This is a genomic window from Micromonospora sp. MW-13 (assembly GCF_003434305.1).
GTDB lineage: Bacteria > Actinomycetota > Actinomycetes > Mycobacteriales > Micromonosporaceae > Micromonospora.
In genome coordinates this window covers 19,727-43,055 of the sequence record NZ_QKKX01000038.1, presented here as the reverse complement: position 1 = coordinate 43,055, position 23,329 = coordinate 19,727, and the positions used below count along the sequence as shown (strand labels likewise).

General features: G+C 73.1%; 19 protein-coding genes. 15 read left to right on the top strand and 4 right to left on the bottom strand.

Going from position 1 to position 23,329, the window contains the following annotated elements; genetic code table 11:
* The first annotated feature begins 30 nt into the window (after positions 1 to 30).
* The gene (locus C5N14_RS19875) at positions 31 to 1,338 is read left to right on the top strand and encodes an aspartate aminotransferase family protein (protein ID WP_117669628.1); all 1,308 of its coding nucleotides are present in this window, start codon (positions 31 to 33) and stop codon (positions 1,336 to 1,338) included.
* Positions 1,335 to 2,831, top strand: a complete 1,497-nt coding sequence (locus C5N14_RS19870) for a CoA-acylating methylmalonate-semialdehyde dehydrogenase (RefSeq protein WP_117669627.1) — start codon at positions 1,335 to 1,337, stop codon at positions 2,829 to 2,831. The genes C5N14_RS19875 and C5N14_RS19870 overlap by 4 nt, the downstream gene beginning before the upstream one ends.
* Here C5N14_RS19870 and C5N14_RS19865 read toward each other — a convergent pair.
* Positions 2,803 to 4,176 carry an acyltransferase gene (locus C5N14_RS19865; protein WP_117669626.1) on the bottom strand — a complete coding sequence of 458 codons (1,374 nt, stop codon included), beginning with the start codon at positions 4,174 to 4,176 and terminating at the stop codon, positions 2,803 to 2,805. The two genes, C5N14_RS19870 and C5N14_RS19865, sit on opposite strands and share 29 nt — an antisense overlap.
* Positions 4,177 to 4,331: 155 nt before the next feature.
* Here C5N14_RS19865 and ngcE (C5N14_RS19860) point away from each other — a divergent pair, with 155 nt between their 5' ends.
* Genes ngcE (C5N14_RS19860) through C5N14_RS19850 form a run of 3 tightly spaced genes read left to right on the top strand, consistent with a single transcriptional unit; the run spans position 4,332 to position 7,554 of the window.
* Entirely contained in the window at positions 4,332 to 5,747 is a 1,416-nt protein-coding gene (gene ngcE, locus C5N14_RS19860) for an N-acetylglucosamine/diacetylchitobiose ABC transporter substrate-binding protein (protein ID WP_117669625.1), read from the top strand.
* Positions 5,744 to 6,652, top strand: a complete 909-nt coding sequence (locus C5N14_RS19855) for a carbohydrate ABC transporter permease (protein ID WP_117669624.1) — start codon at positions 5,744 to 5,746, stop codon at positions 6,650 to 6,652. The genes ngcE (C5N14_RS19860) and C5N14_RS19855 overlap by 4 nt, the downstream gene beginning before the upstream one ends.
* Entirely contained in the window at positions 6,649 to 7,554 is a 906-nt protein-coding gene (locus C5N14_RS19850; protein WP_117669623.1) for a carbohydrate ABC transporter permease, read from the top strand. The genes C5N14_RS19855 and C5N14_RS19850 overlap by 4 nt, the downstream gene beginning before the upstream one ends.
* Here the strand turns inward: C5N14_RS19850 and C5N14_RS19845 are convergent.
* Positions 7,547 to 10,033 carry a tetratricopeptide repeat protein gene (locus C5N14_RS19845; protein ID WP_165878164.1) on the bottom strand — a complete coding sequence of 829 codons (2,487 nt, stop codon included), beginning with the start codon at positions 10,031 to 10,033 and terminating at the stop codon, positions 7,547 to 7,549. The genes C5N14_RS19850 and C5N14_RS19845 overlap by 8 nt on opposite strands.
* 426 nt (positions 10,034 to 10,459) lie before the next feature.
* A complete protein-coding gene (locus C5N14_RS19840) occupies positions 10,460 to 11,449 on the bottom strand; it encodes an N-acetylglucosamine kinase (protein ID WP_117669621.1) in 990 nt (329 codons plus the stop codon).
* A gap of 202 nt (positions 11,450 to 11,651) precedes the next feature.
* Between C5N14_RS19840 and C5N14_RS19835 the strand changes: the two genes are divergently transcribed.
* From C5N14_RS19835 to C5N14_RS19790, 10 genes are all read left to right on the top strand, one after another.
* A complete protein-coding gene (locus C5N14_RS19835; protein WP_117669620.1) occupies positions 11,652 to 12,608 on the top strand; it encodes a MurR/RpiR family transcriptional regulator in 957 nt (318 codons plus the stop codon).
* On the top strand, positions 12,605 to 13,354 hold the full coding sequence (locus C5N14_RS19830) for an SIS domain-containing protein (protein ID WP_117669619.1): 750 nt from the start codon (positions 12,605 to 12,607) through the stop codon (positions 13,352 to 13,354). The genes C5N14_RS19835 and C5N14_RS19830 overlap by 4 nt, the downstream gene beginning before the upstream one ends.
* A 26-nt stretch (positions 13,355 to 13,380) precedes the next feature.
* Positions 13,381 to 14,793, top strand: a complete 1,413-nt coding sequence (gene ngcE / locus C5N14_RS19825; RefSeq protein WP_117669618.1) for an N-acetylglucosamine/diacetylchitobiose ABC transporter substrate-binding protein — start codon at positions 13,381 to 13,383, stop codon at positions 14,791 to 14,793.
* Positions 14,794 to 14,835: 42 nt separating this feature from the next.
* Positions 14,836 to 15,777 carry a carbohydrate ABC transporter permease gene (locus C5N14_RS19820; protein WP_117669617.1) on the top strand — a complete coding sequence of 314 codons (942 nt, stop codon included), beginning with the start codon at positions 14,836 to 14,838 and terminating at the stop codon, positions 15,775 to 15,777.
* Positions 15,778 to 15,789: 12 nt separating this feature from the next.
* Positions 15,790 to 16,749 (top strand): carbohydrate ABC transporter permease, encoded by a 960-nt coding sequence (locus C5N14_RS19815; RefSeq protein ID WP_117669616.1) that lies wholly within the window; start codon positions 15,790 to 15,792, stop codon positions 16,747 to 16,749.
* Positions 16,750 to 16,909: 160 nt separating this feature from the next.
* A complete protein-coding gene (locus tag C5N14_RS19810; protein ID WP_371685876.1) occupies positions 16,910 to 18,586 on the top strand; it encodes a bifunctional 3'-5' exonuclease/DNA polymerase in 1,677 nt (558 codons plus the stop codon).
* Positions 18,587 to 19,019: 433 nt separating this feature from the next.
* On the top strand, positions 19,020 to 19,613 hold the full coding sequence (locus C5N14_RS19805) for an NTP transferase domain-containing protein (protein ID WP_117669615.1): 594 nt from the start codon (positions 19,020 to 19,022) through the stop codon (positions 19,611 to 19,613).
* Positions 19,614 to 19,704: 91 nt separating this feature from the next.
* The gene (locus C5N14_RS33810; protein ID WP_256371537.1) at positions 19,705 to 19,830 is read left to right on the top strand and encodes a hypothetical protein; all 126 of its coding nucleotides are present in this window, start codon (positions 19,705 to 19,707) and stop codon (positions 19,828 to 19,830) included.
* Between the two features lie 118 nt (positions 19,831 to 19,948).
* Positions 19,949 to 20,479 (top strand): phosphotransferase, encoded by a 531-nt coding sequence (locus C5N14_RS19800; protein WP_117669614.1) that lies wholly within the window; start codon positions 19,949 to 19,951, stop codon positions 20,477 to 20,479.
* Positions 20,480 to 20,963: 484 nt separating this feature from the next.
* Complete coding sequence (locus tag C5N14_RS19790) at positions 20,964 to 22,247, top strand: glycosyltransferase (RefSeq protein WP_117669612.1); 1,284 nt, start codon at positions 20,964 to 20,966, stop codon at positions 22,245 to 22,247.
* A gap of 86 nt (positions 22,248 to 22,333) precedes the next feature.
* On the opposite strand, the gene C5N14_RS19785 is transcribed toward C5N14_RS19790, so the two are convergent.
* Positions 22,334 to 23,143 (bottom strand): metal-dependent hydrolase, encoded by an 810-nt coding sequence (locus C5N14_RS19785; RefSeq protein ID WP_117669611.1) that lies wholly within the window; start codon positions 23,141 to 23,143, stop codon positions 22,334 to 22,336.
* Positions 23,144 to 23,329: the final 186 nt, after the last annotated feature.

The following is a 23,329-nucleotide window of genomic DNA, read 5'->3' as shown; positions in this document are numbered from 1 at the left end:
TGACCGCCAACGTCTTGGAGGGTGCGACGAATGACTGACGACCTGCTGGCCCGGCACCGGGCCGTGCTGCCGTCCTGGATGCCGCTCTACTACGCCGAGCCGATCGAGCTGGTCGCCGGCTCCGGTCGCCGGGTCACCGACGCGCGGGGGCGCAGCTACCTGGACTTCTTCGGTGGCGTACTGACCAACATGATCGGCTACGACATCCCGGAGATCCGGGAGGCCGTCGAGCGGCAGCTCCGCACGGGCGTCGTGCACAGCTCCACGCTCTACCTGATCCGCCAGCAGGTCGAGCTGGCCGAGAAGGTCGCCCGGCTCTCCGGCATCCCCGACGCGCGGGTGTTCTTCACCAACTCCGGCACCGAGGCCAACGAGGCCGCCCTGCTGGCCGCCACCAACCACCGCCGCTCGCACCAGATCCTCGCGGTGCGCAACAGCTACCACGGCCGGTCGTACGCGGCGATGGGTATCACCGGGAACCGGAACTGGTCGGCCAGCGCGCTCAACCCCCTCCAGGTGGCCTGGCTGCACTCCGGCGAGCGGCTGCGCGGCCTGCTGTCCCGGCTCGACCCGGCCGACCGGGTGGACGCGGCGGTGGAGGACCTGCGCGAGGTGCTCGCCACCCAGACCGCCGGCGACGTGGCCTGCCTGATCGCCGAGCCGATCCAGGGCGTCGGCGGCTTCGTGCACGGCCCGGACGGCCTGTTCGCCGCGTGGAAGAAGGAGCTCGACGCCCACGGCATCCTGCTGATCTCCGACGAGGTGCAGACCGGCTGGGGGCGCACCGGCGAGCACTTCTGGGGGTACCAGGCGCACGGCGTCACCCCGGACCTGCTCACCTTCGCCAAGGGCATCGGCAACGGCTTCGCCCTGGCCGGGGTGGTCGGCCGGGCCGAGATCATGGAGGCGATGCCGGCGATCAGCTTCTCCACCTTCGGCGGCAACCCGGTCTCCACGGCCGCCGGCAACGCCGTCCTGGACTATCTGCTCGACCACGACCTCCAGGCCAACGCCGCCCGTACCGGGGCGATCCTCGCCGACGGCCTGCGCGCCGCCGTGGGCGACCTCGACCGCGTCGCGGAGGTGCGCGGCAAGGGCCTGATGCTCGGCATCGAGTTCGTCCACCCCGGCGGCGTCGAGCCCGACCCGACGCTGACCGCGCACGTGTTCGAGGCGTGCCGGGCCGGCGGCCTGCTGGTCGGCAAGGGCGGCCTGTACGGCAACGTGCTGCGGATGGGCCCGCCGCTGACCCTCACCGAGGACGAGGCCCGCGAGGGGCTGGCCATCCTGGTCGACGCGATCCGCGCCTCGGTGGCGGCGGCGGAGACGGCGGCGTGAGCGCGACGGTGATCGGGCACTTCGTCGACGGCAAGCGGGTCGACGGCACGGCCACCCGGTTCGGGGACGTCTTCGACCCGGCCACCGGCCGGCGTACCGGGCAGGTGGCGCTGGCCTGCGCCGCGGACGTGGCGGCTGCGGTGCAGGCCGCCGGGCGGGCCGCGCGGAGCTGGCGGGACACCTCCCTGGCCAGGCGCACGGCGGTGCTGTTCGCCTTCCGCGAGCTGGTGAACGCCCGCCGGGACCGGCTCGCCGAGGTGATCACCGCCGAGCACGGCAAGGTGCTCGCCGACGCCGCCGGCGAGGTGCAGCGCGGCCTGGAGGTCATCGAGTACGCCTGCGGCATCCCCTCGGCGCTGCGCGGCGGATTCAGCGAGAACGTCTCCACCGAGGTCGACTCGTACAGCCTGCGCCAGCCGCTCGGGGTGGTCGCGGTGATCTCCCCGTTCAACTTCCCGGTGATGGTGCCGCTGTGGTTCGTCCCGATCGCGGTGGCCTGCGGCAACGCGGTGGTGCTCAAGCCGAGCGAGAAGGACCCGGGCGCGGCGCTGCTGCTGGCCGAGTGGTTCGCCGAGGCCGGCCTGCCCGACGGGGTGCTCAACGTGGTCAACGGCGACGCGGAGGCGGTCGACGCCCTGCTCGACCACCCCGACGTGCGGGCGGTGTCGTTCGTCGGCTCCACCCCGGTCGCCCGGCACGTGCACCAGCGCGGCACCGCCGCCGGCAAGCGGGTGCAGGCCCTCGGCGGGGCGAAGAACCACATGGTGGTGCTCCCGGACGCCGACCTGGACCTGGCCGCCGACGCGGCGGTCAACGCCGGGTTCGGCTCGGCGGGGGAGCGGTGCATGGCGATCTCCGCGCTGGTCGCGGTGGAGCCGGTCGCCGACGCCCTGGTGGCGCGGATCGCCGAGCGGATGGCCCGGCTGCGCACCGGCGACGGCCGGCGGGGCTGCGACATGGGTCCCCTGGTGACCGCCGCGCACGCGGCGAAGGTGCGCGGGTACGTCGAGGCCGGGGTGGCCGCCGGGGCGGTCCCGGTGGTCGACGGGCGGGACGTCGCCCAGGACGGGGACCCCGGCGGGTTCTGGCTCGGCCCGACGCTGTTCGACCGGGTCACCCCGGACATGTCGATCTACACCGACGAGATCTTCGGCCCGGTGCTCGGCGTCCTGCGGGTCGGCTCGTACGACGAGGCGGTGGAGCTGGTCAACGCCAACCCGTACGGCAACGGCACGGCGATCTTCACCAACGACGGCGGCGCGGCCCGGCGCTACCAGCACGAGGTGGAGGTCGGCATGGTCGGGATCAACGTGCCGATCCCGGTGCCGATGGCGTACTACTCGTTCGGCGGCTGGAAGGCGTCCCTCTTCGGCGACCTGCACGCCCACGGCGCCGACGGGGTGGCGTTCTTCACCCGCGGCAAGGTGGTCACCAGCCGGTGGCTGGATCCCCGCCACGGCGGGGTCAACCTCGGGTTCCCCACCCAGACCTGAGCAGCCGCAGCAGCCCCGCCCCGGCCAGGTACGCCACCAGCGCCGGGGCGGGCAGCCCCAGCGGCGCGGGCGCCTTCTGCGGGGTGACGGTGTTGACCAGCAGCCCCGCGATCACCGCGGCGTACCCGGCGACCACCAGCGCCGACCGGGCCGGCCGGGCGGCCGTCGACCGGCCCTCGGCCGGCCGGTGCCGGCCGGCCCGGGCCTCGACCGGCCCGACGACGGCGACGAGGCCGGCCAGCACCACGGCGAGCAGCAGCAGCCACGGCACCCGCCAGGCGTACCAGGCCGCGGTCCCCGCCGCCGGGGTGGGCAGCAGGCCGACCGCGTCCAGCAGCCCGATCAGCAGCAGGGCGGCGGTGAGGTGCCAGAGGAACACGGTCAGCACCACGGAGTTGACCGCGATCACCGCCTGCCACGGCCCGGGCCGGCGCAGCCACGGCTGCGCCGGTTGCCGCAGCAGCAGGATCAGCCCGAGCTGGGCGGTGGCCAGGGCGAGCAGCGCCAGGCTGGGCGGGCCGTCGTTCTCCAGCCGCTCGCCGGGCACGTGCAGCATGGCGACCGGGTACGGCCCGATCGTGGTGAGCAGCAGCAGCGCGCCGAACCCGCCGGCCAGCAGGGTCGTCGCCGCCCGCCGCGAGGTGGGCAGGGGGTGTCGGGCGCGGTCGGGTCCCGGGTCCCCGGCGGGGCGGGCGCGGGCGTCGTACCAGGCGAAGCCGACCTGGTGCATGGCGAGCCAGCCGGCGAGCTGGTTGCCGGTGGCCAGCGCCGCCGGACCGGTCAGCCGACCCAGGTCGCCGAGGGCCACCAGCCCGGCCAGCGCCACCGGCACGGCCAGGCCGAAGCGACGGTGCAGCGCGTGCATCGGCGGGGTGAGGGCCACGACGGCCAGGTAGGGCACGAGGAACCACAGTGGGATGGTGGCGAACCAGGCCACCTGGCGGGTCTGGGCCGCCCCGACGCCGAAGAGGTGGGCGCCCGCCGCGCCGACGGCCAGGGCCAGCAGCAGGACGGTGGTCGGCGGCACCAGCCGGGCGCTGCGGTCGAGCAGCCAGCCGGTGGCGTCGCCGCCCCGGCTGCGGTGCGCGGCCAGCGAGGCGGCGTTGGCGAACCCGCCGACCAGGAAGAACACCGGCAGCACCTGGGCGACCCAGGTCAGCGGGTACGCCCACGGCAGGTCGCTGAGCGCCGAGTGCCCGGTGGGCCGCCCGGCCGCGTCCCGGCCGACCACGGTGACGCCCCAGTGCCCGACGACGACCATCCCGATCGCGACCGCCCGGAGCAGGTCGACGTAGCGCTCGCGCCCTGCCGGCGTGCGCTCGGCGAGCTGCCGGAGGCGGCGCATGGGCTCAGGCTATGCCAGCCCGGCCGGCCCGGTGGTGATAACGGTTCGGCGGCCAGGTCTTGAAGTCGACGCGCTCCTGCCGTAGAAATTCTTCAGCAAAGATCAATGAAATGAAGAGAAACGACAGATCCGCCGGGACGATCCGAGGAGTGACGATGGACAGGCGTGACATCCTGCGGCGCAGCGCCGCCGCCGGCCTGCTGGCCACCCCCGCCGCCGGCCTGCTCGCCGGCTGCGCCACCGGTGGCGGCGGCGACTCCGGTGACACGAAGACGTACCAGGGCACCAAGTCCGCGCAGAACCCGCTCGGGGTCGCCGAGGACGCCCCGCTGGAGGTGGTGATCTTCAACGGCGGCTTCGGCGAGGACTACGCCAAGGCCCACGAGGCCATGTACACCGCGAACCACCCGAAGGCCAAGATCCAGCACTCGGCCACCACGGAGATCAGCAAGACCCTCCAGCCCCGCTTCGTCGACGGCACCCCGCCGGACGTGGTGAACAACTCCGGCGCCGGGCAGATCGACTTCAACGGCCTGGTCTCCCAGAACGCCCTCGCCGACCTGGGCGAGCTGCTGGCCGCGCCGAGCCTCGACATCCCCGGCAAGACCGTCAAGGACACCCTGCTGCCGGGCGCGGTCGAGGTCGGCTCGTACGACGGTCGGTTCCTGGTGATGAACTACACCTACACCGTCTACGGCATCTGGCACTCCACCAAGCTCTTCGCCGACCGGGGCTGGGAGTACGCGAAGACCTGGGACGAGCACATCGCCCTGTGCAAGAAGATCAAGGCGGCGGGCATCGCCCCCTGGACGTACGCTGGCAAGCACCCCCGCTACATGAGCTGGCCGGTGATCTCCACCGCGATCAAGTTCGGCGGCACCTCGGTCGCCACCGCGATCGACAACCTGGAGCCGAACGCCTGGAAGTCCGACGCGATGAAGGCCGCCGCCGACGCCTGGCACCAGATCGTCAAGGACAAGTTCATCCTCGACGGCACGCCCGGCCTGGACCACGTCCAGTCGCAGACCGCGTGGTGCCAGGGCAAGGCCGCGTTCATCTCCTGCGGCTCCTGGCTGGAGAGCGAGCAGAAGTCGGTCACCCCGGCCGGGTTCAACATGACCGTCGCGCCCACGCCGAGCCTGGGCGGCGGCGACAAGCTGCCGTTCGAGGCGGTCCGGGGCACCGCCGGCGAGCCGTTCATGGTGCCGGCCAAGGCGAAGAACGTCGCCGGCGGCCTGGAGTACTTCCGCACCATGCTGTCGAAGCAGGGCGCCCAGGACTTCACGAAGAAGGTCGCCAGCCTGACCGTCGTCGCCGGGGCCACCGAGGGCGTCGAGCTGCCGTACGGGCTGACCACCGTGGTCAAGGCCCTGGAGGCGTCCGGTGCCAACGGCTTCAACTGGGTCTACAACAACTACTACCGCAAGCTGGAGCGCAACCTGGTCGACGCCGCGTGCGGCGAGTTCTTCAGCGGGCGGATCGGCCCGGCGGAGTTCCTCGACCAGTGCCAGAAGGGCGCCGACTCGATCGCCGCGGACACCTCGATCAAGAAGTACAAGCGGTCGGCGTGAAGCACGGCAAGATCCCGCTGATCGTCACCTTCCTGGTACCGCCCCTGCTGCTCTACGTCGTCTTCGTCGTGTCGCCGTACCTCCAGGCGTTCCAGATCTCCACCACCGACTGGCTCGGCTACTCCGCCGAGGCCAACCCGGTGGGCCTGGCCAACTTCCGGGCCCTGTGGCACGACGACTACGTGTGGAACGCGCTGAAGAACAACGCGATCCTGCTCGCCCTGGTGCCGGTGTTCACCATCGCGTTCGGGCTGTTCTTCGCCACCATGCTCAGCATGGGCGGGCGCCGGGGCCGGGCGGGGGTCACCGGGGTACGCGGCGGCGCGTTCTACCGCACCGTGTACTTCTTCCCCCAGGTGCTCTCCGTGGTGATCATCGCGGCGCTGTGGAAGGAGGCCTACCACCCGACGAGCGGTCTGCTCAACGGCATCCTCAGGGTGGTGGGGGTGTCCGGGCCGGCCTGGCTCGGCGACCCGGACACCGCCTTCTGGTGCGTGCTGGCGGTGATGGTCTGGGCCAACGTCGGGTTCTACGTGGTGCTCTTCGGCGCCGCCATGTCGGCGATCCCGAGGGAGATCTACGAGGCGGTGCTGCTCGATGGCGCCTCCCGGTGGACCACCCTGTGCCGGATCACCATCCCGCTGCTCTGGGACACCGTGCAGGTCGCCTGGATCTACCTGGCCGTGGCCGCGCTGGACGGGTTCATCCTGGTGCAGCTCATGACCAACGGCGGCCCCAACTTCTCCTCGGACGTGATCGGCGTGCGGATGTACGACACCGCGTTCGGCAGCGAGACCAAGTTCGGCTACGCGTCGGCGATCGGCGTGGTGATGTTCTTCCTGACCCTGTCGGTGGCCGTGCTGGCCCTGCGGGTCGGCCGGCGGGAACGGATCGAGCTGTCATGACCGCTCTGGACAGGCCCGCCGGCGTGGCCGTCGACGGTGACCGGGACGCCCGGGGATCCCGGCCGGTGCGCCGCGAGCGGGGGGTCGTGAATTTCCTCTCGCACGGCTTCCTGCTGTTCTGGGGCGCGCTGACCGTGCTGCCGCTGCTGTGGATGTTCCTCAGCTCGTTCAAGAGCAACGCCGAGATCATCGCCGACCCGTGGGGGCTGCCCGGCGCGCTGCGGTTCGACAACTGGGCCCGCGCCTGGGGAGAGGCGCACATCGGCCGGTACTTCCTCAACAGCGCGGTCGTGGTCACCGGCTCGGTCGCCCTCACCATGCTGATGGGGGCCACCGCCGCGTACGTCTTCGCCCGGTACGAGTTCCGGGGCCGCCAGCTCGCCTACTACCTGTTCGTCGGCGGGCTGATGTTCCCGGTCTTCCTGGCCCTGGTGCCGCTGTTCTTCGTAGTCCGCAACGCCGGGCTCTTCGGCACCTGGACCGGGCTGGTGCTGGTCTACGCGGCGTACTCGCTGCCGTTCACGGTCTTCTTCCTCACCGCGTTCTTCCGCACCCTGCCCACCTCGATCGCGGAGGCGGCGCTGGTCGACGGGTGCGGCCACTTCCGGCTGTTCTTCCGGGTGATGCTGCCGATGGCCCGGCCGGGACTGGTCAGCGTCGCCATCTTCAACTTCCTCAGCCACTGGAACCAGTTCCTGCTGCCCCAGGTGCTGCTCCAGGGCGACGACTCGAAGTGGATGCTGGCCCAGGGCCTGGCCGCGCTGTCGATCAGCCAGGGGTACGCCGGCGACTACGCCCAGCTCTTCGCCGGCCTCACCATCGCCGTGATTCCGGTGCTGCTGGTGTACCTGATCTTCCAGCGTCAGGTGCAGACCGGCCTCACCGCCGGCCAGCTCAAATAGCCGACCGCCAGCCGGTTCGGGGGCCGTCCGGGTCCAGCTCGGCGCAGACCAGCTCGTCGAGGCTGGCCCGGACCCGGGCGGCCTTCGGGTCGTCGACGTCGTCGAGGATGGCCAGCGCGTGCCGCCACGCGGCGGCGGCCCGCTCGGGGTCGCCGGCCTCGCGCAGGGTGTCGCCGAGGTTCGCCCCGGCCTCGGCCTCGCCGTGCCGGTCACCGAGCGCCACGAACAGCTCCTGGGCCCGGCGGTACAGCTCGGCGGCCCGGGCGTGCTCGCCGAGCAGCCGGTGGACGTAGCCGAGGCTGTCCAGGGTCATGGCGACGCCGTCCAGGTCGCCCTTCTCGTCGAGCAGGGCCAGCGCCCGCTCGCAGTCCGCGATCGCCTGCCGGTGGTCGCCGAGCTGGGCGTGGCACCAGCCGACCGAGTTGAGGGTCCTCGCCTCCTGGACGCGGTGGCCGGTGCGCCGGAACAGCTCCAGGGCCCGCAGGTCGTGCCGCAGCGCGGTGGCGTGCTGGCCCGACCGCTCGGCGATCCAGCCCAGGCTGCGGTGCGTGAACGCCTGGTTGAGCTGGTCGCCCAGCTCGCCGAACAGCTCCAGCGCGCGCGACTGGTGGGCGTGGGCGGCCACGAACCGGCCGAGCCGGGTGGCGGCGCCGCCGAGAAAACGGTGCGCGTGTGCCTCGGCGGCCCGGTCGCCGAGCCGGCGGGCGGCGCCCAGCGCGATCTCCTGGGTGCCGGTCCAGTCGTGCCAGTGCCCGCGCAGGTCGAAGAAGCTGACGCAGGCGGCGGCGAGCTGCCAGGCGTGCCCGTCGTGGCCGGTGTCGGCCGCGTGCTCGACGGCGGCGGCGAGCGCCCGGTGCTCCGCGGCGAACCAGACCAGCGCGGCGGCCCGGTCGTCGAGACGTTCCGGGGTCACCCCGGGCGCCGGCTCGGCGAGCGCGATCGGACCCCGGGGCGGCTGCAACGGCCGTTCGGCGCCGTGCGCGGCGTGCAGGTAGTGGTCGAGCACCCGGCGGGTCGCCGCCCGCCGGTCGGGCTCCGGGTCCGCGTCGGCCAGCTCCCGGGCGTACGCGCGCAGCAGGTCGTGACAGGTGAACCGGCCGGGCCGGTGCTCGGTGACCAGGTGCGCGTCGACCAACTCGGCGAGCGGCTGCCGGACCTCGGGCACCGACGCGCCGGCGAGGCTGGCCAGCGCGGCGACCCCGATGTCCGGCCCCGGGACCAGCCCGAACTGCCGGAACAGCCGGGCGGCCGGCGCGCCGACCTGGGCGTACGACCAGGAGAGGACGGCCCGGACGTCGATGCCGGGCTCGGTGCCGGCGAGCGGGTCGAGGCGCCGGGGGGCCTCGCGCAGCTCGGCGGCGATGGCCGCCAGCGGGAATCTCGGCCGGGTGGTGGCGCGGGCGGCGACGACCGCCAGGGCCAGTGGCAGCCCGGCGCAGTGCCGCACGATCTCGTCGACCGCCGCCGGTTCCGCCGCCACCCGGCCGGCGCCGAGCCGGCGGGCCAGCAGCGCGGTCGACTCCTCGGTGGCGAGCAGTTCCAGGGCGATCGGCCGGGCGCCCTGGACCGCGATCAGGCCGGGTAGCTGGCTGCGGCTGGTGATCAGCGCCATGCAGCCGGAGCAGCCCGGCAGCAGCGGGCGGACCTGGTCGGCGTCCCGGGCGTTGTCGAGGACCAGCAGCATCCGCCGGCCGGTCAGCAGGCTGCGGAACAGGTTGATCTGCGCGTCGATGCCGGTCGGGACCCGGTGCCGGGGGACGTCGAAGGCGTCCAGGAAGCCGCGTACCGCCTCGGCGGGCGGGACCGGATCCCGCGCCGGATCGAAACCCCGCAGGTTGACGTGGAGCTGACCGTCCGGAAAACGGTCGCGGACCCGCTGTGCCCAGTGGGTCACCAGGGTGGTCTTGCCCACCCCGGCGGTCCCGGTGACGACCGCGATCACCGGGGCGCCCGGCTTCCCGTCGACCTCGGCGAGCAGCTCGTCGAGGCCCGCCAGGGCGTGCTGCCGACCGGTGAACGCGGTCGAGGCGGGTGGGAGCTGGGCGGGCACCGGCAGCGCCGGACCGGGCCGGTCCGGGGTTCCGGGGGCCGTCGGGTCCGGACCCTGTGCCGGCTCGTCGCCCCGCCGGCCCTCGGTGGTCCCGGCGCGGCTCAGGCCGCTGTCGGCTGTCCGGTTGCCCAGCCGCTCCCCGGTGAGCCGTTCCCACCGCGTCGCCCAGGCCCCCGCGTCGACCGGATCCACCCCGAGGGCGAGCAGCAGCCGGTCGAGGACATCGAGGGGCATGGCGGTGCGCCCGGTCAGGTAGTTCGCCAGGCTGCTCTTGGGCACGCCGGTGGCCGCCGTCAGATCCTGGAGCGACAGCCTGGCCTTGCCGCGTCGGCGGGCCGCGCGGACCCGTAGCGAGTTCAGCTCCGCCAACAACTCCCGCTCGGTCCCACGGCTGTCCAATCTGGACCGGTCACGGGACTTGTCGCTCACCCGCGCATCCTGCCAGGCGCCGTCCACGGTCGTCCACGCACGTCCAACAATCGGGGCGCTGCCGCGCCCGGATGTCACCATCGACGGATCGCCGCACTCACCCGACAGGTTGGTCAAGCTCGGGGTCTGCGACAGTCCCGATTCGGATCGGCGGTGCTGGCCGTCGATCATCAGCACCCGGGCGTGATCGACGGCCCGCGTCCGCTGGTGGGTGAGCCCCTGCGGTGGTGGGTGAGTCGCTCCGGCTGCTCGGAGAGACGGGGGAGCAGCGGGAGCGCCGGCGGACGTGGGTCGTGCTCGGCGGCGGCCGGCGCGCGCCCGCGGGACCGGCCGGAGCCGGCCGGCACCGCCGTCGCGGCGTGGTCCGCGCCGACCGCCGGCCCGGGTCGGCTGCGCCGTCAGGTGCGTCGGCCCGCGCCGGCGTCGTCATGTCGTCGGCGGCACCAGCAGCGGATGAAGGGCCGTCGGGTCGGTGACCTCGGACAGGTCCCGGGCGGCGAGCCAGGCCGCCCCCGCGGCCCCGTCGCCGGCCGCGCGCAGCGGCGCGCCCGGCCACCGCCGGGCCAACTCCCGCCGGACCGCGACGGCCAGCGGGGTGTCCGCCGTGAGCAGGCCGCCCCCGAGGACCACCGGGTCCTGCGCGCCGGCCGGCCGGATCCGCGCGACGCTCTCCGCGAGGTGCGCGGCGGCCTCCGCGATCAGCTCCGCGGCGACCGGTTCGCCCTCGTCGGCGGAGGTCACCACCAGCGGCGCGAGCCGGGCCAGCTCCACCGGCGGACGGCGGGTGACGGCCTGGACCACGGCGTCCACCGTGTCCCGGGGGCGGTCGGCCACCTCGTCGCCGCCCAGCAGCTCGCCGAGCGCCCGCCGGCCCAGCGGGCCCGGCTCCCGGCCGGCGTCCAGGTCGGCCAGGAGCCGGCGGACCGCCTCGCGGCCCAGCCAGAAGCCCGAGCCGGCGTCGCCGAGCAGCCAGCCGTGGCCGTCCGCGATCCGGTCCAGGCGCAGGTCGCGGACCTGTGCCGCGATCGCCCCGGTGCCGGCGATCAGCACCGTCCCGGCGGTGCTGGCGGTGCCCGAGGCGTATGCGACGAGGGCGTCGCCGTGCACCGCGTACGGGCAGCGTAGCCCGGCGTCCCGCCAGGCCCGGTCGAACGCGGCCCGCCCGGCCGGGTCGGCGAGCAGCCGGCCCGCCCCGGCCAGCCCGATCGTGCCGGCCCGGACCCGGGCCGGGTCCACGCCGGCCAGCGCGCCGCGCAGGGCGGCCAGCAGTTCGCCGGCGGCCCGCTCGGCGCCGTGGCTGGTGGGGTTGCCCCCGCCGGCCCGGCCCGTGCCGAGGCGGTTCCCGGACAGGGTGACGGCGAGCGCCCGGGTGGACGTACCCCCGACGTCGAGACCGACCACGACGGTGTCGGACATCCGTTGGGCCTCCTGGGCGCTGCGGGGTGGAGCGGGCGGGTTCATGCTGGTCGGCCCGGCTGCTCGAGGCAAGATTCCCGGCCCGGGCAGCGCTGTGCGCCAGGTAACAGTTTGAAAACTTCGACCACGGTCTTGACAGGGAGGGCCCTTCAGTAAGAACTTTTACCACTAACAGTTAACACTCTTTCTCGAAAGGCGTCCCATGGTGGATCACGAGGTGGACACCCCCGCGGGGGCCGCCGTGGTCGACGCCGACACGGCCGACCGGCGGGGTGGGATCCCCGCCGACGGTGTGCTGGTCCGGGTCCGGGCCGGCGTCGGGGAGCTGACGGGGGCGCTCCGCCGGGTCGCCGAGCACGTGCTCAGCGACCCGGAGGCCGCCGCCCGGGCGACCATCGTCGAGCTGGCCGAGCGCAGTGGCACCTCCCCGGCCACCATCACCCGGTTCTGCCGGGCGATGGGCTTCGAGGGGTACGCGGACCTGCGCCTCGGCATCGCCGCCGAGACCGGCCGGGCCCGCTCTGCCGGCTGGACCGTCGACATCGGCCGGGAGATCCAGCCCGGCGACCCCCTGGAGCGGGTGCTCGGCCAGATCATGGCGGCCGACACCCGGGCCATGCACGACACCGCGGCGCTGCTCGACCTGACCGAGGTCGAGCGGGCGGCGGTGGCCATCGCCGGCGCCAGCCGGGTCAACATCTTCGGCGCCTCCGGCAGCGCCCTCGTCGGCGCGGAGATGCAGTTCAGTCTGCACCGCATCGGGGTGGCCGCCTGGGCCTGGAGCGACGTGCACGAGGGGCTGGCCAGCGCCGCGCTGCTGGGCCCCGGTGACGTGGCGCTGGGCATCTCGCACACCGGGCAGACCCGGGAGACCATCGAGATGCTCGCCGAGGCGGGCAGCCGGGGCGCGAGCACCGTCGCCCTCACCGGCTTCCCCCGCTCGCCGCTGGCCGAACTGGCGGACATCGTGCTGCTCACCGCGAGCCAGGCCACCACCTTCCGGCCGGACGCGCTGTCCGCCCGGCACCCGCAACTCGTCGTGCTCGACCTGCTCTACATCGCGGTGGCGCAGCGCACCCACGCCCGCGCCCACGCGGCCTTCCGGCGCACCGCCCAGGCCGTCGACGGGCACAAGGCCGCGAAGGGGGCCACCGCATGATCAGCGCACAGGGGTACGCCGACGCCGTCCGTCCCGTCCTCGACCGGGTCGTCGACTCGCAGGCGGAGGCGGTCGGCCGGGCCGCCGACCTGATCGTCGCCAGCCTGCGCGCCGGCGGGGTGCTCCAGGCGTTCGGCGCCGGCCACTCCGAGGCGTTCGCCGCCGAACTGGTGGCCCGGGCCGGCGGGCTGGTCCCGACCAACCGGCTCACCCTGCACGACCTCGTGCTGCACGGCGACGCGCCCCGCGACGTGCTCGCCGATCCGAAGCTGGAACGCGACCCGGCCGTCGCCCACCAGCTCTACGCCCTGGCCGCCCCGCACCCGCGGGACGTCTTCCTGGTCGCGTCCCAGTCCGGCATCAACGGCTCGGTGGTCGAGCTGGCGACGCTGGTCAGGGGCAACGGCCACCCGCTGATCGCGGTCACGTCCGTCGAGCACACCGCGCGGGTCGCCCCTCGGCACCCGTCGGGGTACCGGCTCGCCGACCTCGCCGACGTCGTGCTGGACAACGGCGCGCCGTACGGCGACGCACTGCTGCCGCTCGAGGGCGGCGGCGCGGTCTGTGCGGTCTCCTCGGTCACCGCCGCGCTGCTGGCGCAGCTACTGACCGCCGAGGTCGTACGACGGTTCCACCAGGCCGGAGAGGTACCCCCTATCTACCTCTCCGCCAACGTCCCCGGTGGGGACGAGCACAACCTCGCCCTCGAGTCGAGGTACGCCGGGCGTCTCCGGCGTACCGCCTGATTCGACACCACAAGGAGAGACAAAAGATGTCGGTTACCCCCGAGCACCCGGCCGACCTGAGCCGCCGGACCCTGCTGCGGCGCGCCGCCGCCGCGGGCCTGCTCGTCACTCCCGCCGCCGGTCTGCTCAGCGCCTGCGCCGGCAGCGAGCCGAGCAAGTCCGACGACTCCGGGGCCGCCAAGAGCAAGGACAACCCGTTCGGCCTGAAGGACGGCAGCGCCGTCAAGGTGGTCATCTTCAACGGCGGCCTCGGCGACCAGTGGGCCAAGGAGGACAAGACCGTCTTCAACGCCAAGCACGCGGGCGTGACGGTCAACATGAGCTCCACCCAGAAGATCAAGACCGAAGAACAGCCGAAGATGTCGACGCAGCCGAGCGACCTCGTGATGAACTCGGGCGCGGACATGATGGACATCAGCACCCTGGTCAACGAGGGCGCCATCGAGCCGCTGGACGACCTGCTCGCCGCCCCGGCCTGGGACGGCGAGGGCACCGTCGCCGACACGCTGCTGCCGGGCACCGTCGAGGACGGCACCTTCCAGGGCAAGTTCTTCGTGGTCAACGTGGCCTACACCGTCTGGGGCAACTGGTACAACGGCGCGCTGTTCACCAAGGAGGGCTGGGAGCCGCCGAAGACGTTCGACGAGTTCTTCGCCCTGGCGCCGAAGATCAAGGCCAAGGGCATCGCCCCGTACGTGCACGACGCGGTGCACGGCTACTACCCGCGCTGGGCGCTGATGGCGACGATCTGGAAGTCGGCCGGTCGGCAGGTCGTCATCGACATCGACAACCTGAAGGAGAACGCCTGGAAGGCGGACGGTGTCCTGCCCGCCCTGCAGGCGTGGGAGAAGCTGGTCAAGGACAAGCTGCTCCTGCCGGGCAACCTCAACCACACCCAGTCGCAGCAGGCGTGGCTCGACGGCAAGGCGGCGTTCATCCAGGTCGGCACCTGGCTGAAGAACGAGATGGCGGCGACGATCCCGCCGGGCTTCGAGATGAAGCTGTCGGACTACTGGGGCCTGGGCGCCACCGACAAGGCGCCCAAGGACGTCTTCGCCGGTGCCGGCGAGGGCCTGGTGGTGCCGAGCAAGGCCCCGAACAAGGCGGCGGCGAAGGAGTTCCTGCGGGCCGTGCTGTCCAAGTCCGGCTCCACCAAGTTCGCGGAGCTGACCAAGTCGCTCGCCTCCACCAAGGGCTCCGGCGACGGGGTGCAGGACTCGGCGCTGTCCACCGCCAACGAGCTGATGAAGAACGCGCCCAAGGACCTGATCAAGGCCAAGTTCTTCGACTTCTACGCCGACCTGGACAAGGAGAGCCAGAACCTCTCCGAGGAGCTGATGGCCGGCCGGCTCAACGCGCAGCAGTTCGTCGACAAGATGCAGGCGGCCGCCGACAAGGTCGCCAAGGACTCGTCGATCAAGAAGCAGACCCGCGCCTGATGGCGGCGACGGACCACTGATCCGAACGAGAGAGTGAGTGGAATGCGGCACGGTGTCGCGCGCTTCGTCACGGGCTTCCTGGCCCTCCCCGTCGCGCTGTACCTCTTCTACGTGGTGTGGCCCTTCGCCCAGGCAGCCGGATACTCGCTGACCAGCTGGGGAGGCTACTCCGACAAGCAGGAGTTCGTCGGGTTGGACAACTACGTCCGGCTGTTCTCCGACGAACTGATCAGGAAGGCGTTCTGGCACAACGTGTTCTTCCTGGTGACCGTGCCGCTGTTCACGATCGCGCTGGCCCTGTTCCTCGCGTTCCTGCTCAACGTGGGCGGACGCGAGGACAGGGCCGGCATCCGGGGCATCTTCGGCTCCGGGATCTACAAGGTCATCTTCTTCTTCCCGCAGGTCCTGTCACTCGTGGTCATCGCCGTGATGTGGCAGCAGATCTACCGGTCCGACGGGCAGGGCCTGATCAACGGCCTGCTGATAAAGGTCGGGCTGGTCGACGCGGACAACCCGATCGCCTTCACCGCCGACCCCGAGCCCTTCCTCGGCGTGCCCGCGGTGCTCTGGTGGCTGCTGTTGATCGCGGTGTGGAGCGGCGCCGGCTTCTACATGGTGCTCTTCTCCGCCGCGATGCAGTCGATCCCGAAGGACATCTACGAGGCGGCCATCCTCGACGGCGCGGGCCGGTTCCACACCTTCTTCCGGATCACCCTGCCGCTGCTGCGGGACACCATCTCCGTGGCCTGGGTCTACCTGGGCTTCATCGCGCTGGACATGTACGCCCTGGTCTTCGTCATGACGCCCAGCCAGGGCGGGCCCAACCACGCCAGTGAGATCTTCGCGTCGGTGCTCAACTTCACCGCGTTCCAGAAGGGCCAGTTCGGTTACGCCTGCGCGATGGGTGTCTCGCTGGCCATCTTCACGATCCTGCTGGCCGCGCTCCAGCTCCGGATCACCCGCCGTGAGCGGATCGAGTACTGAGGAGGCTGGACGATGAGCACGGTGACCCACCCGTCCGGTGACCGGACCAGCCCGAAGCGGCACACCCCGCCGCCCGCCACGCCCGACGGCGTCCTGAGCCGTGGCCGCGAGCTGGGCGGACGCATCTTCAACGGTTTCTCGCACGTGTTCCTGGCGGTCTGGGCCGTCATGGTGATCTACCCGCTGCTGTGGGTGGTGATGTCGGCGCTCAAGGACGACTCGCAGGTCATCCGCGAGCCGCTGTCGCTGATCCCCGACGAGCTGCACTGGGACAACTTCAGCCGGGCCTGGGGCGAGGGCCACCTCGGGGCGTTCTTCCTGAACACCCTGCTGGTCCTGGTCGGCAGCGTCTTCCTGACCATGCTGCTCGGCTCGATGGCCGCGTACGTGCTGGCCCGCTACGAGTTCCCCGGCAACCGGCTGATCTACTACATGTTCCTGTCGGGCCTGACGCTGCCCATCTACCTCGCCGCGGTGCCGCTGTTCAAGGGCGTCTACAACCTGGGGATCGCGTTCCCGCTGCTGGGCCCGAACAAGCACCTCATGCTGATCTTCGTGTACGTGGCCTGGTCGCTGTCGTTCACGATCTTCTTCATGCACTCGTTCTTCCGGACGCTGCCGAACTCGATCGCCGAGGCGGCGATGGTCGACGGGGCCTCGCACAGCCGGCTGTTCTTCAGCGTCATGCTGCCGATGTCCAAGCCCGGTTTGATCAGCATCGGCATCTTCAACGTGCTGGGCCAGTGGAACCAGTGGTACCTGCCGACGCTGCTGATGCAGTCGGTGGCGGGCGAGCCCAAGAACCAGGTGATCTCCCAGGGGCTGATCGAGCTGTCGGTCAACCAGGGCTACAAGTCCGACTGGTCCGGCCTGTTCGCCGGGGTGACCATGGCGATGCTGCCGGTGCTCATCGTCTACATCGTCTTCCAACGCCAGGTCCAGTCCGGCCTAACCGCCGGCGTAGGCAAGTAACCCCCCACCCACCCCTACTGCGGGCGCGAATTCCCGGAAAGAGTGGCCATTCGACGCGGAATGGCCACTCTTTCCGGGAAAGAGCGCGGCCAGCCCGACGGCGTCCGGAGGGCGGGTGGTGGGGCGCGGACTGTCACAGGGGCGAGGCAGAATCACGTTCGTGCTGGTGGCGGTGGTGTCGGATGACCGGGGCGGGGGAGTCCTGCAACCCCTCGACCCCGCCGGCCGGCCCACCGCCCCCGCCGAGCCGGTGGCCGACCTCGCCGCCGCGGTGGCCGCCCGGGAGGCCGCCGAGCACCCGCGCTGGGTCTGGGCCTGCGGCGCCGCCGGTTACCCGGCGCTGCTGCGCGCCGGGGTCCGGCTCGACCGCTGCCACGACGTGGAGCTGACCGAGTCGCTGCTGCTCGGGCACGCCGGCCGCTGGGGCGAGCCCCGCTCGTTCGCCGCAGCCTGGGCCCGGCTCAGCGGGGCACCGGTGCCGCCCGACCCGCCGCCCCGCCCGGCCGAGCCGCCGGGCCACGGCCAGGGCGCGCTCTTCGACGCGCTGCCAGGGCCGCCGGGCCCCGGCGTCGAGGCCCTGACCCGGGTGTACGCCGACCAGCTCGCCCGGATCGCCGCCACCGAGCACCCCGGCCGGTTCCGCCTACTGGTGGCCGCCGAGTCGGCCGGCGCGCTGATCGCGGCCGAGATGGGTGCGACCGGCCTGCCCTGGCGGGCCGAGGTGCACGACGAGATCCTCACCGAGCTGCTCGGCGAGCCGTCCCCGGTCGGCGGCCCGCCCCGCCGGCTGGCCGAGCTGGCCGCCCGGATCGCCGAGGCGTTCGGGCTGCGCCGGCTGCACGCCGACTCCCCGGCCGAGCTGCTCAAGGCGTTCGCCCGGGCCGGGGTGGAGCTGCCCAACACCCGGGCCTGGGTGCTGCGCGGGGTCGACCACCCCGCGGTGCCGCTGGTGCTGGAGCACAAGGAGCTCTACCGGATCTGGACGGCGCACGGCTGGGCCTGGCGGGACGCCTGGGTGCGCGGCGGCCGGTTCCACCCGGAGTACGTCCCCGGCGGGGTGGTCTCCGGCCGGTGGGCCACCAGGGGCGGTGGAGCGTTGCAGATCCCGAAGGTGATCCGGCGGGCGGTGCTGGCCGACCCGGGCTGGCGGCTCGTCGTCGCCGACGCCGGACAGCTCGAACCGAGGGTGCTCGCCGCGGTCTCCGGCGACGCCCGGCTCGCCGCCGCCGGCGGGGCCGGCGACCTCTACGCCGCCCTCGCCCGGGACTCCTTCGGTGGCGACCGTGCCCGGGCCAAGCTGGCCCTGCTCGGCGCGATGTACGGGCAGACCGGCGGGATGGCCGTCCCCGCCCTCGCGGTGCTGCGGCGCAACTACCCGACCGCCTTCGCGTACGTCGAGGCGGCGGCCCGTACCGGCGAGGCTGGCGGGCTGGTCCGGTCCTGGCTGGGCCGGACGTGCCCGCCCGGCACGGCCGGGTTCGCCGACGGCGCCGACGGCGGGGGCGACCCGGACGCGGCGGCCGACCCGCAGGGGCCGAGGGCCCGGGCGGCCCGCTCCCGGGGCCGGTTCACCCGCAACTTCGTCATCCAGGCGACGGCCGCCGAGTGGGCCTCGACCCTGCTGGCCACCCTGCGGACGGCGCTCGCCGGCACCGACGCCGAGCTGGTCTTCTTCCAGCACGACGAGGTGATCGTGCACTGCCCGGCGGCGCAGGCCGACGCGGTGGCCGCGGCGGTCCGGGCCAGCGGTGAGCGGGCCGCCGCGCTGCTGTTCGGCGACACCCCGGTCCGGTTCCCGCTGGACCTGTCCGTCGTCGATTGTTACGCCGACGCCTGACCGCCGCCCTGCGGCCAGCCCCGCCCCGCCGCCGGTCCGCCGCACCGCCCCGTCCGCAGCGGCGACCGGCTCCGGCGGGCGCGGTGGGGCTGTGCCGGTCAGGCGGTTCCCGGGTGCGCGCGCCCGCGCAGCAGCGGGAGGGCCACCGTGGCCACCGGGGGTGTCGGGCCTCGGGCGGCGCCTGCCCCCGGGCGACGGCGCGGTCGGGGACCGCCAGCCAGCCGGCCGTCCCGGCGGCGCCGGCCTGCTCCTGCGACTGGGCCAGCAGCTCCGGCTCCTCGCCGACGCCCGGTCCTCGAACCGCCGCTGGCCGACGAGTAGGTCGCTGATACCGTCGCTGAGCCGACCCCCGGGGCGAATGTGGGCAAATATCCGTTTCGCCCCGACACTGATCTGTCGGGCGCTCGTTGCTTTCGGTGTGCGAATCGCAGGAATGATCATCGCGGCGGGCGGGGGACGCCGCCTCGGCGGCCCCGAGGCATTGCTCCACAAGGGCGAGCAATCCCTGGTGGACCGGATGATCGACACGATGACCGAGGCGGGCTGTGAACAGCTCGTGGTGGTGCTGGGCGCGGCGGCCGACCAGGTCCGGCAGACCGCCGACCTGAGCCGGGCCACCGTGGTGGTCAACCGCGCGTGGGGGACCGGGGTCGGCTCGTCGATCCGGGCGGGCCTGGCCGCGCTGACCGACGAGGCGGTCGAGGCGGTGGTGGTGGTGCCGGTGGACATGCCGGGGCTCACGCCGGCAGCGGTCCGGCGGGTGGCCGCGCTGCCGTACCCCGACGTGCTGGCCTGTGCCACCTACAGCGGGCTGCGCGGGTACCCGATGATCTTCGGCCGCCGGCACTGGGCCGGTATCGCCACCCTGGCCAGCGCGGACGTCGGCGCCCGGCCCTATCTGCTGGCGCACAAGGACCAGATCGTGGACATCTCCTGCGACTCGGTGGCCGACGGCAGCCGGGTCGACACCCCCGAACTGATGGCCCTGTACGGCCTGACCGTCCCACCCCAACGCATCGGCGCCTGACCCCCACCCCATCCCACCCCCACCCCGGCCGGGTGATCAAGGCGACGGGTGCCGTGCCACGGGCGGGTCGGCAGGACGTAGGGTCGAACGGGTGCCCCGTCCCCCCGTCGACCTGGTGCCCGCCGACGAGCCGGCCGAGGAACTGACCCACAACCCGTTCAACGCGGTGACCGGCGGCATCTGGCGGACCCGCCGGCACGGTCGCCGACCTCGGTGACGCCGCGCACCGCCTCGGCGCCGGGCACGCCGCCTGGCTCGGCCGGTCGCCCGGTTACGACTGGCTGGCCCGGGACTGGCTGCGCGACTACACCCTGACCCGGCCGGTCGTCGAGCCGGTGCCGTGGGACCACCCGGTCGCCGTGGCCGCGTGGCCCGCGCCGCTGCGCGCCGCCCTGCGCGGGCTCTGGGGCCACCGGCACGCGCTGCTGGCCGCCGTCGACGGGCTGCCGGGCACCCTGTGCCACCACGACTGCTGGCCGATGAACCTGGTGTTCGGCGACGCCGGCCCGGTGCTGCTGGACTGGTCGTTCGTCGGCCCCGGGCCGGTCGGCGAGGACGCCGCCAACCTGGTGCTGGACACCTTCCTCGACGGGCTGGTCGACGTCGCCCTGCTCGACGAGGTGGCGGCGACGGTCGTCGACCGGTACGCCGCCGGCCTGGCCGGGGCCGTCAGCCCGGACGTGGTCGTCCGCGCGGTCCGGCTCACCGGGGCGGCGAAGTACTTCTGGCTGGCCCCGCTGATGCTCTGCCGGGCCGGGGGCGGCACGGTGCAGAGCTACGACCGGCGCGGCGAGATCGAGATGTTCTCCGGCCGCCGGCCGGTGCTGGAGCTGCTCGCCCGCTGGGCGGACGAGCAGCTCCGCTGAGCGCGCCGGCCGCCGCCCCGGAGGGACGGCTGTGGAGCGCGCGGACGGCTGCGCAGCGTGGGGACGGTCAGGAGCGCCGCGCTCGTGCAGTCGGCGCAGCATGACACCGTGCTGACGGAGACCCGCGCGAGGCGGGCGACGTCGTGCATGGTGGCCATCGCGCACCTCCTCCAGCGGTGGGCCGGCGAGCCTCGCGGGCTGTGTCGAAACGCTTCGACGAAGCGTTTCGGCAGACCGGCCGCCCCCTCGATCACCGGTGGTGCGGCACCCTCGGTGAGCGGCGCTGCGGCGACCCGCCGCCCGGCCCGACCCGCGTGATCGGCCCGCCCCGCGCGGATCACGCCCGACGATGCGTAATCGCCCGCTCGGTGGAAGTCGGTCGGGACGGATCGCGGGGAGGAATACGAATGACCCTCATGGATGATGGTCCCCGGCATTCGGCGACAGCTACGTTGTTACGCCCCGACCACACGGAGTCGCCACAATGTCCTCTGGCGCCGCAACGCCAATGATCTCCGTCATTATTCCCACCTACAACCGCTCCCGTCTGTTGCGCAGCACGCTGACGGCACTGGCCGACCAGCATGCATCGACGGACGTCTTCGAGGTCGTCGTCGCCGACGACGGGTCGACCGACGACACCCGCCAGACGGTGGAGGACTTCACCGACCGGCTCCGCCTGCGGTACCACTTCCAGGAGGACCTGGGCTTCCGCGCCGGCGCCGCCCGCAACGCCGGTGCCCGGCTCGCCCGTGGCGCGATCCTGGCCTTCGTGGACAGCGGCATCCTCCCCGGCCCCGACTTCGTCACCGGGCACCTGGCCGCGCACCGCGAGCCCGGCCCGGCCCGGGCGGTGGTCGGCTACACCTACGGGTTCCGTCCCGAGCACCCGACACCAGGACTGGAGGAGATCCTCCGGACGCACACCCCCGAGGAGGTCGTGCGCGACTACGGCGCCGTCCCGGCATTCCAGGACTCCCGGCACTCCCTCTTCGCGACCGCCCGCTTCTACCTCGCCCGTACGGCGCTGCCGTGGCAGCTGTTCTGGACCTGCAACTGTTCCGTCCCGGCGGCGGAGTTCTGGGCCGTCGGCGGCTTCGACGAGGACTTCCGCTCCTGGGGCGCCGAGGACACGGAGTTGGGCTTCCGCCTGTACCGGCACGGCCTGTCGTTCGAGGTCAGCCGCGAGGGCTGGGCGGTGGACTCGCCGCATCCGCGCCGGTCGGACCCGGACCTCAGCGACAACCGCAGCAACATGCTCACGTTCCTGCACAAGCATCCCGAGCCGGTGCTGGAACTGCTCTGGGCCTGGTACTCCAAGCACCTGCCCCAGCTTGAGGACACCCGCGACTGGCACGTCAGGCTGGAACTGCCCGCCGTCCGCCGGGCGGTCAACCGGGCCCGCAGCCTGGACGTGACGGCGGAGCTGGCCCACCTGCGCGACACCCTGCCGCCGGGCACCCGGGTCGCCGTGTTCGGCTGCGGCGGCGAACTGCCGGCCGGGTTCCCGCCCGCCGACCTGTTCGACTACGACGAGACGCTGCGCCAACGGCTGCCCACCGACCCGGCACACCCCACCCACCACGCCATCGGCATCCGCACCGTCCTGCCCGACGCCGCCGTCGACGTCGTCCTGATCACCTCCCGGCTCACCCCACTGTGGCGACGCTGGCGCACCCACATCCTGGCCGAGGCCCACCGCATCGGCCGATCCGTACGCGGGCCGCTGTTGGAGGCCGCCGAGCCCGCGTCCGACACGGCCGGCTGATCGCCCGGGCCGAGGGCGGTGCCGCCGGGAACCGGCGGGCGGCACCGCCCTCGGCGGGCGGGTCGTCGACGCGAGCCCGGGCGCGGTCAGATCTCGATGTTGAACTTCCGCAGCACCGAGGGGGCGACCAGGCCTACGGCGGCCAGCACGGCGACGGCGGTCATCGCGGCGCGCAGCACGATCACCTCGGCCTTGCTGCCGGTGCGCAGGGCGATGCTGTTCGGCAGGCCGACCATCGTCCACATCCGGCGCTTGATCGGGATCGGCCAGAGGATCGGCACCCCGGCCCGGGTGATCATGTCGCCGAGGATGTGCACGAAGCAGCCCACCCCGACGGCCAGCCCGATCAGCGGGTATCCCCGGTCGCCGGGCAGGTTGGCGAAGGTGTACCAGGCGGCGGCGGCCGAGGTCAGCGTCACGATCACCCAGCCGGCACGCTCGGCCCACCGGTCGAACAGCCCGCGCAGGGCCAGCCCGAACATGAAGAACAGGATGCCGACCACGGCCCACTTGCCGTACGCCGCGCACAACGTGGTGGTGCCCCAGCCGACCAGCACGGTGAACGGGATGGTGTGGGTCAGGGTGCGGTGGCCGTTGTTGCGCCGCGGGTCCTTGCTCAGCTTCGTGGCGTAGTAGACGCCGAGCGAGATCTTCTCCATCACCTCGGCGACGAAGAGGCTGAACACCCCGAACGTGCGGGCCACCGTGGCGCCGCCCTGGTTGCGGGTCACCTTGCCGGACAGGTCGAGGTCGGGGAAGAGCGCCCCGCCCGCGCAGACCGCGGTGCCGACCGCCAGTGCCAGCGGCGACTGGTGGTAGTCGGCGAACTGGTCGAGCGCCCAGGACCCGGTCAGCCACACCGCCGCGCCGGACAGTGCGTGGGACGGTCCCATCATGACGCCTCGCCCTCCCCAGGGATCTTGATCGACAAACTACGCCACTCTGGCAGAGCCGCCGCCCGAGGGCAATCACCCGGACGGTCCACAGGGGACGGTGTCGGGCTGCGGCGGGTGCGCGTCGCCTCCCTGGGCACCGTACCGGGGGGATCCGACACTTCCCCGTCCGGCGCGCCCCACCCGAAC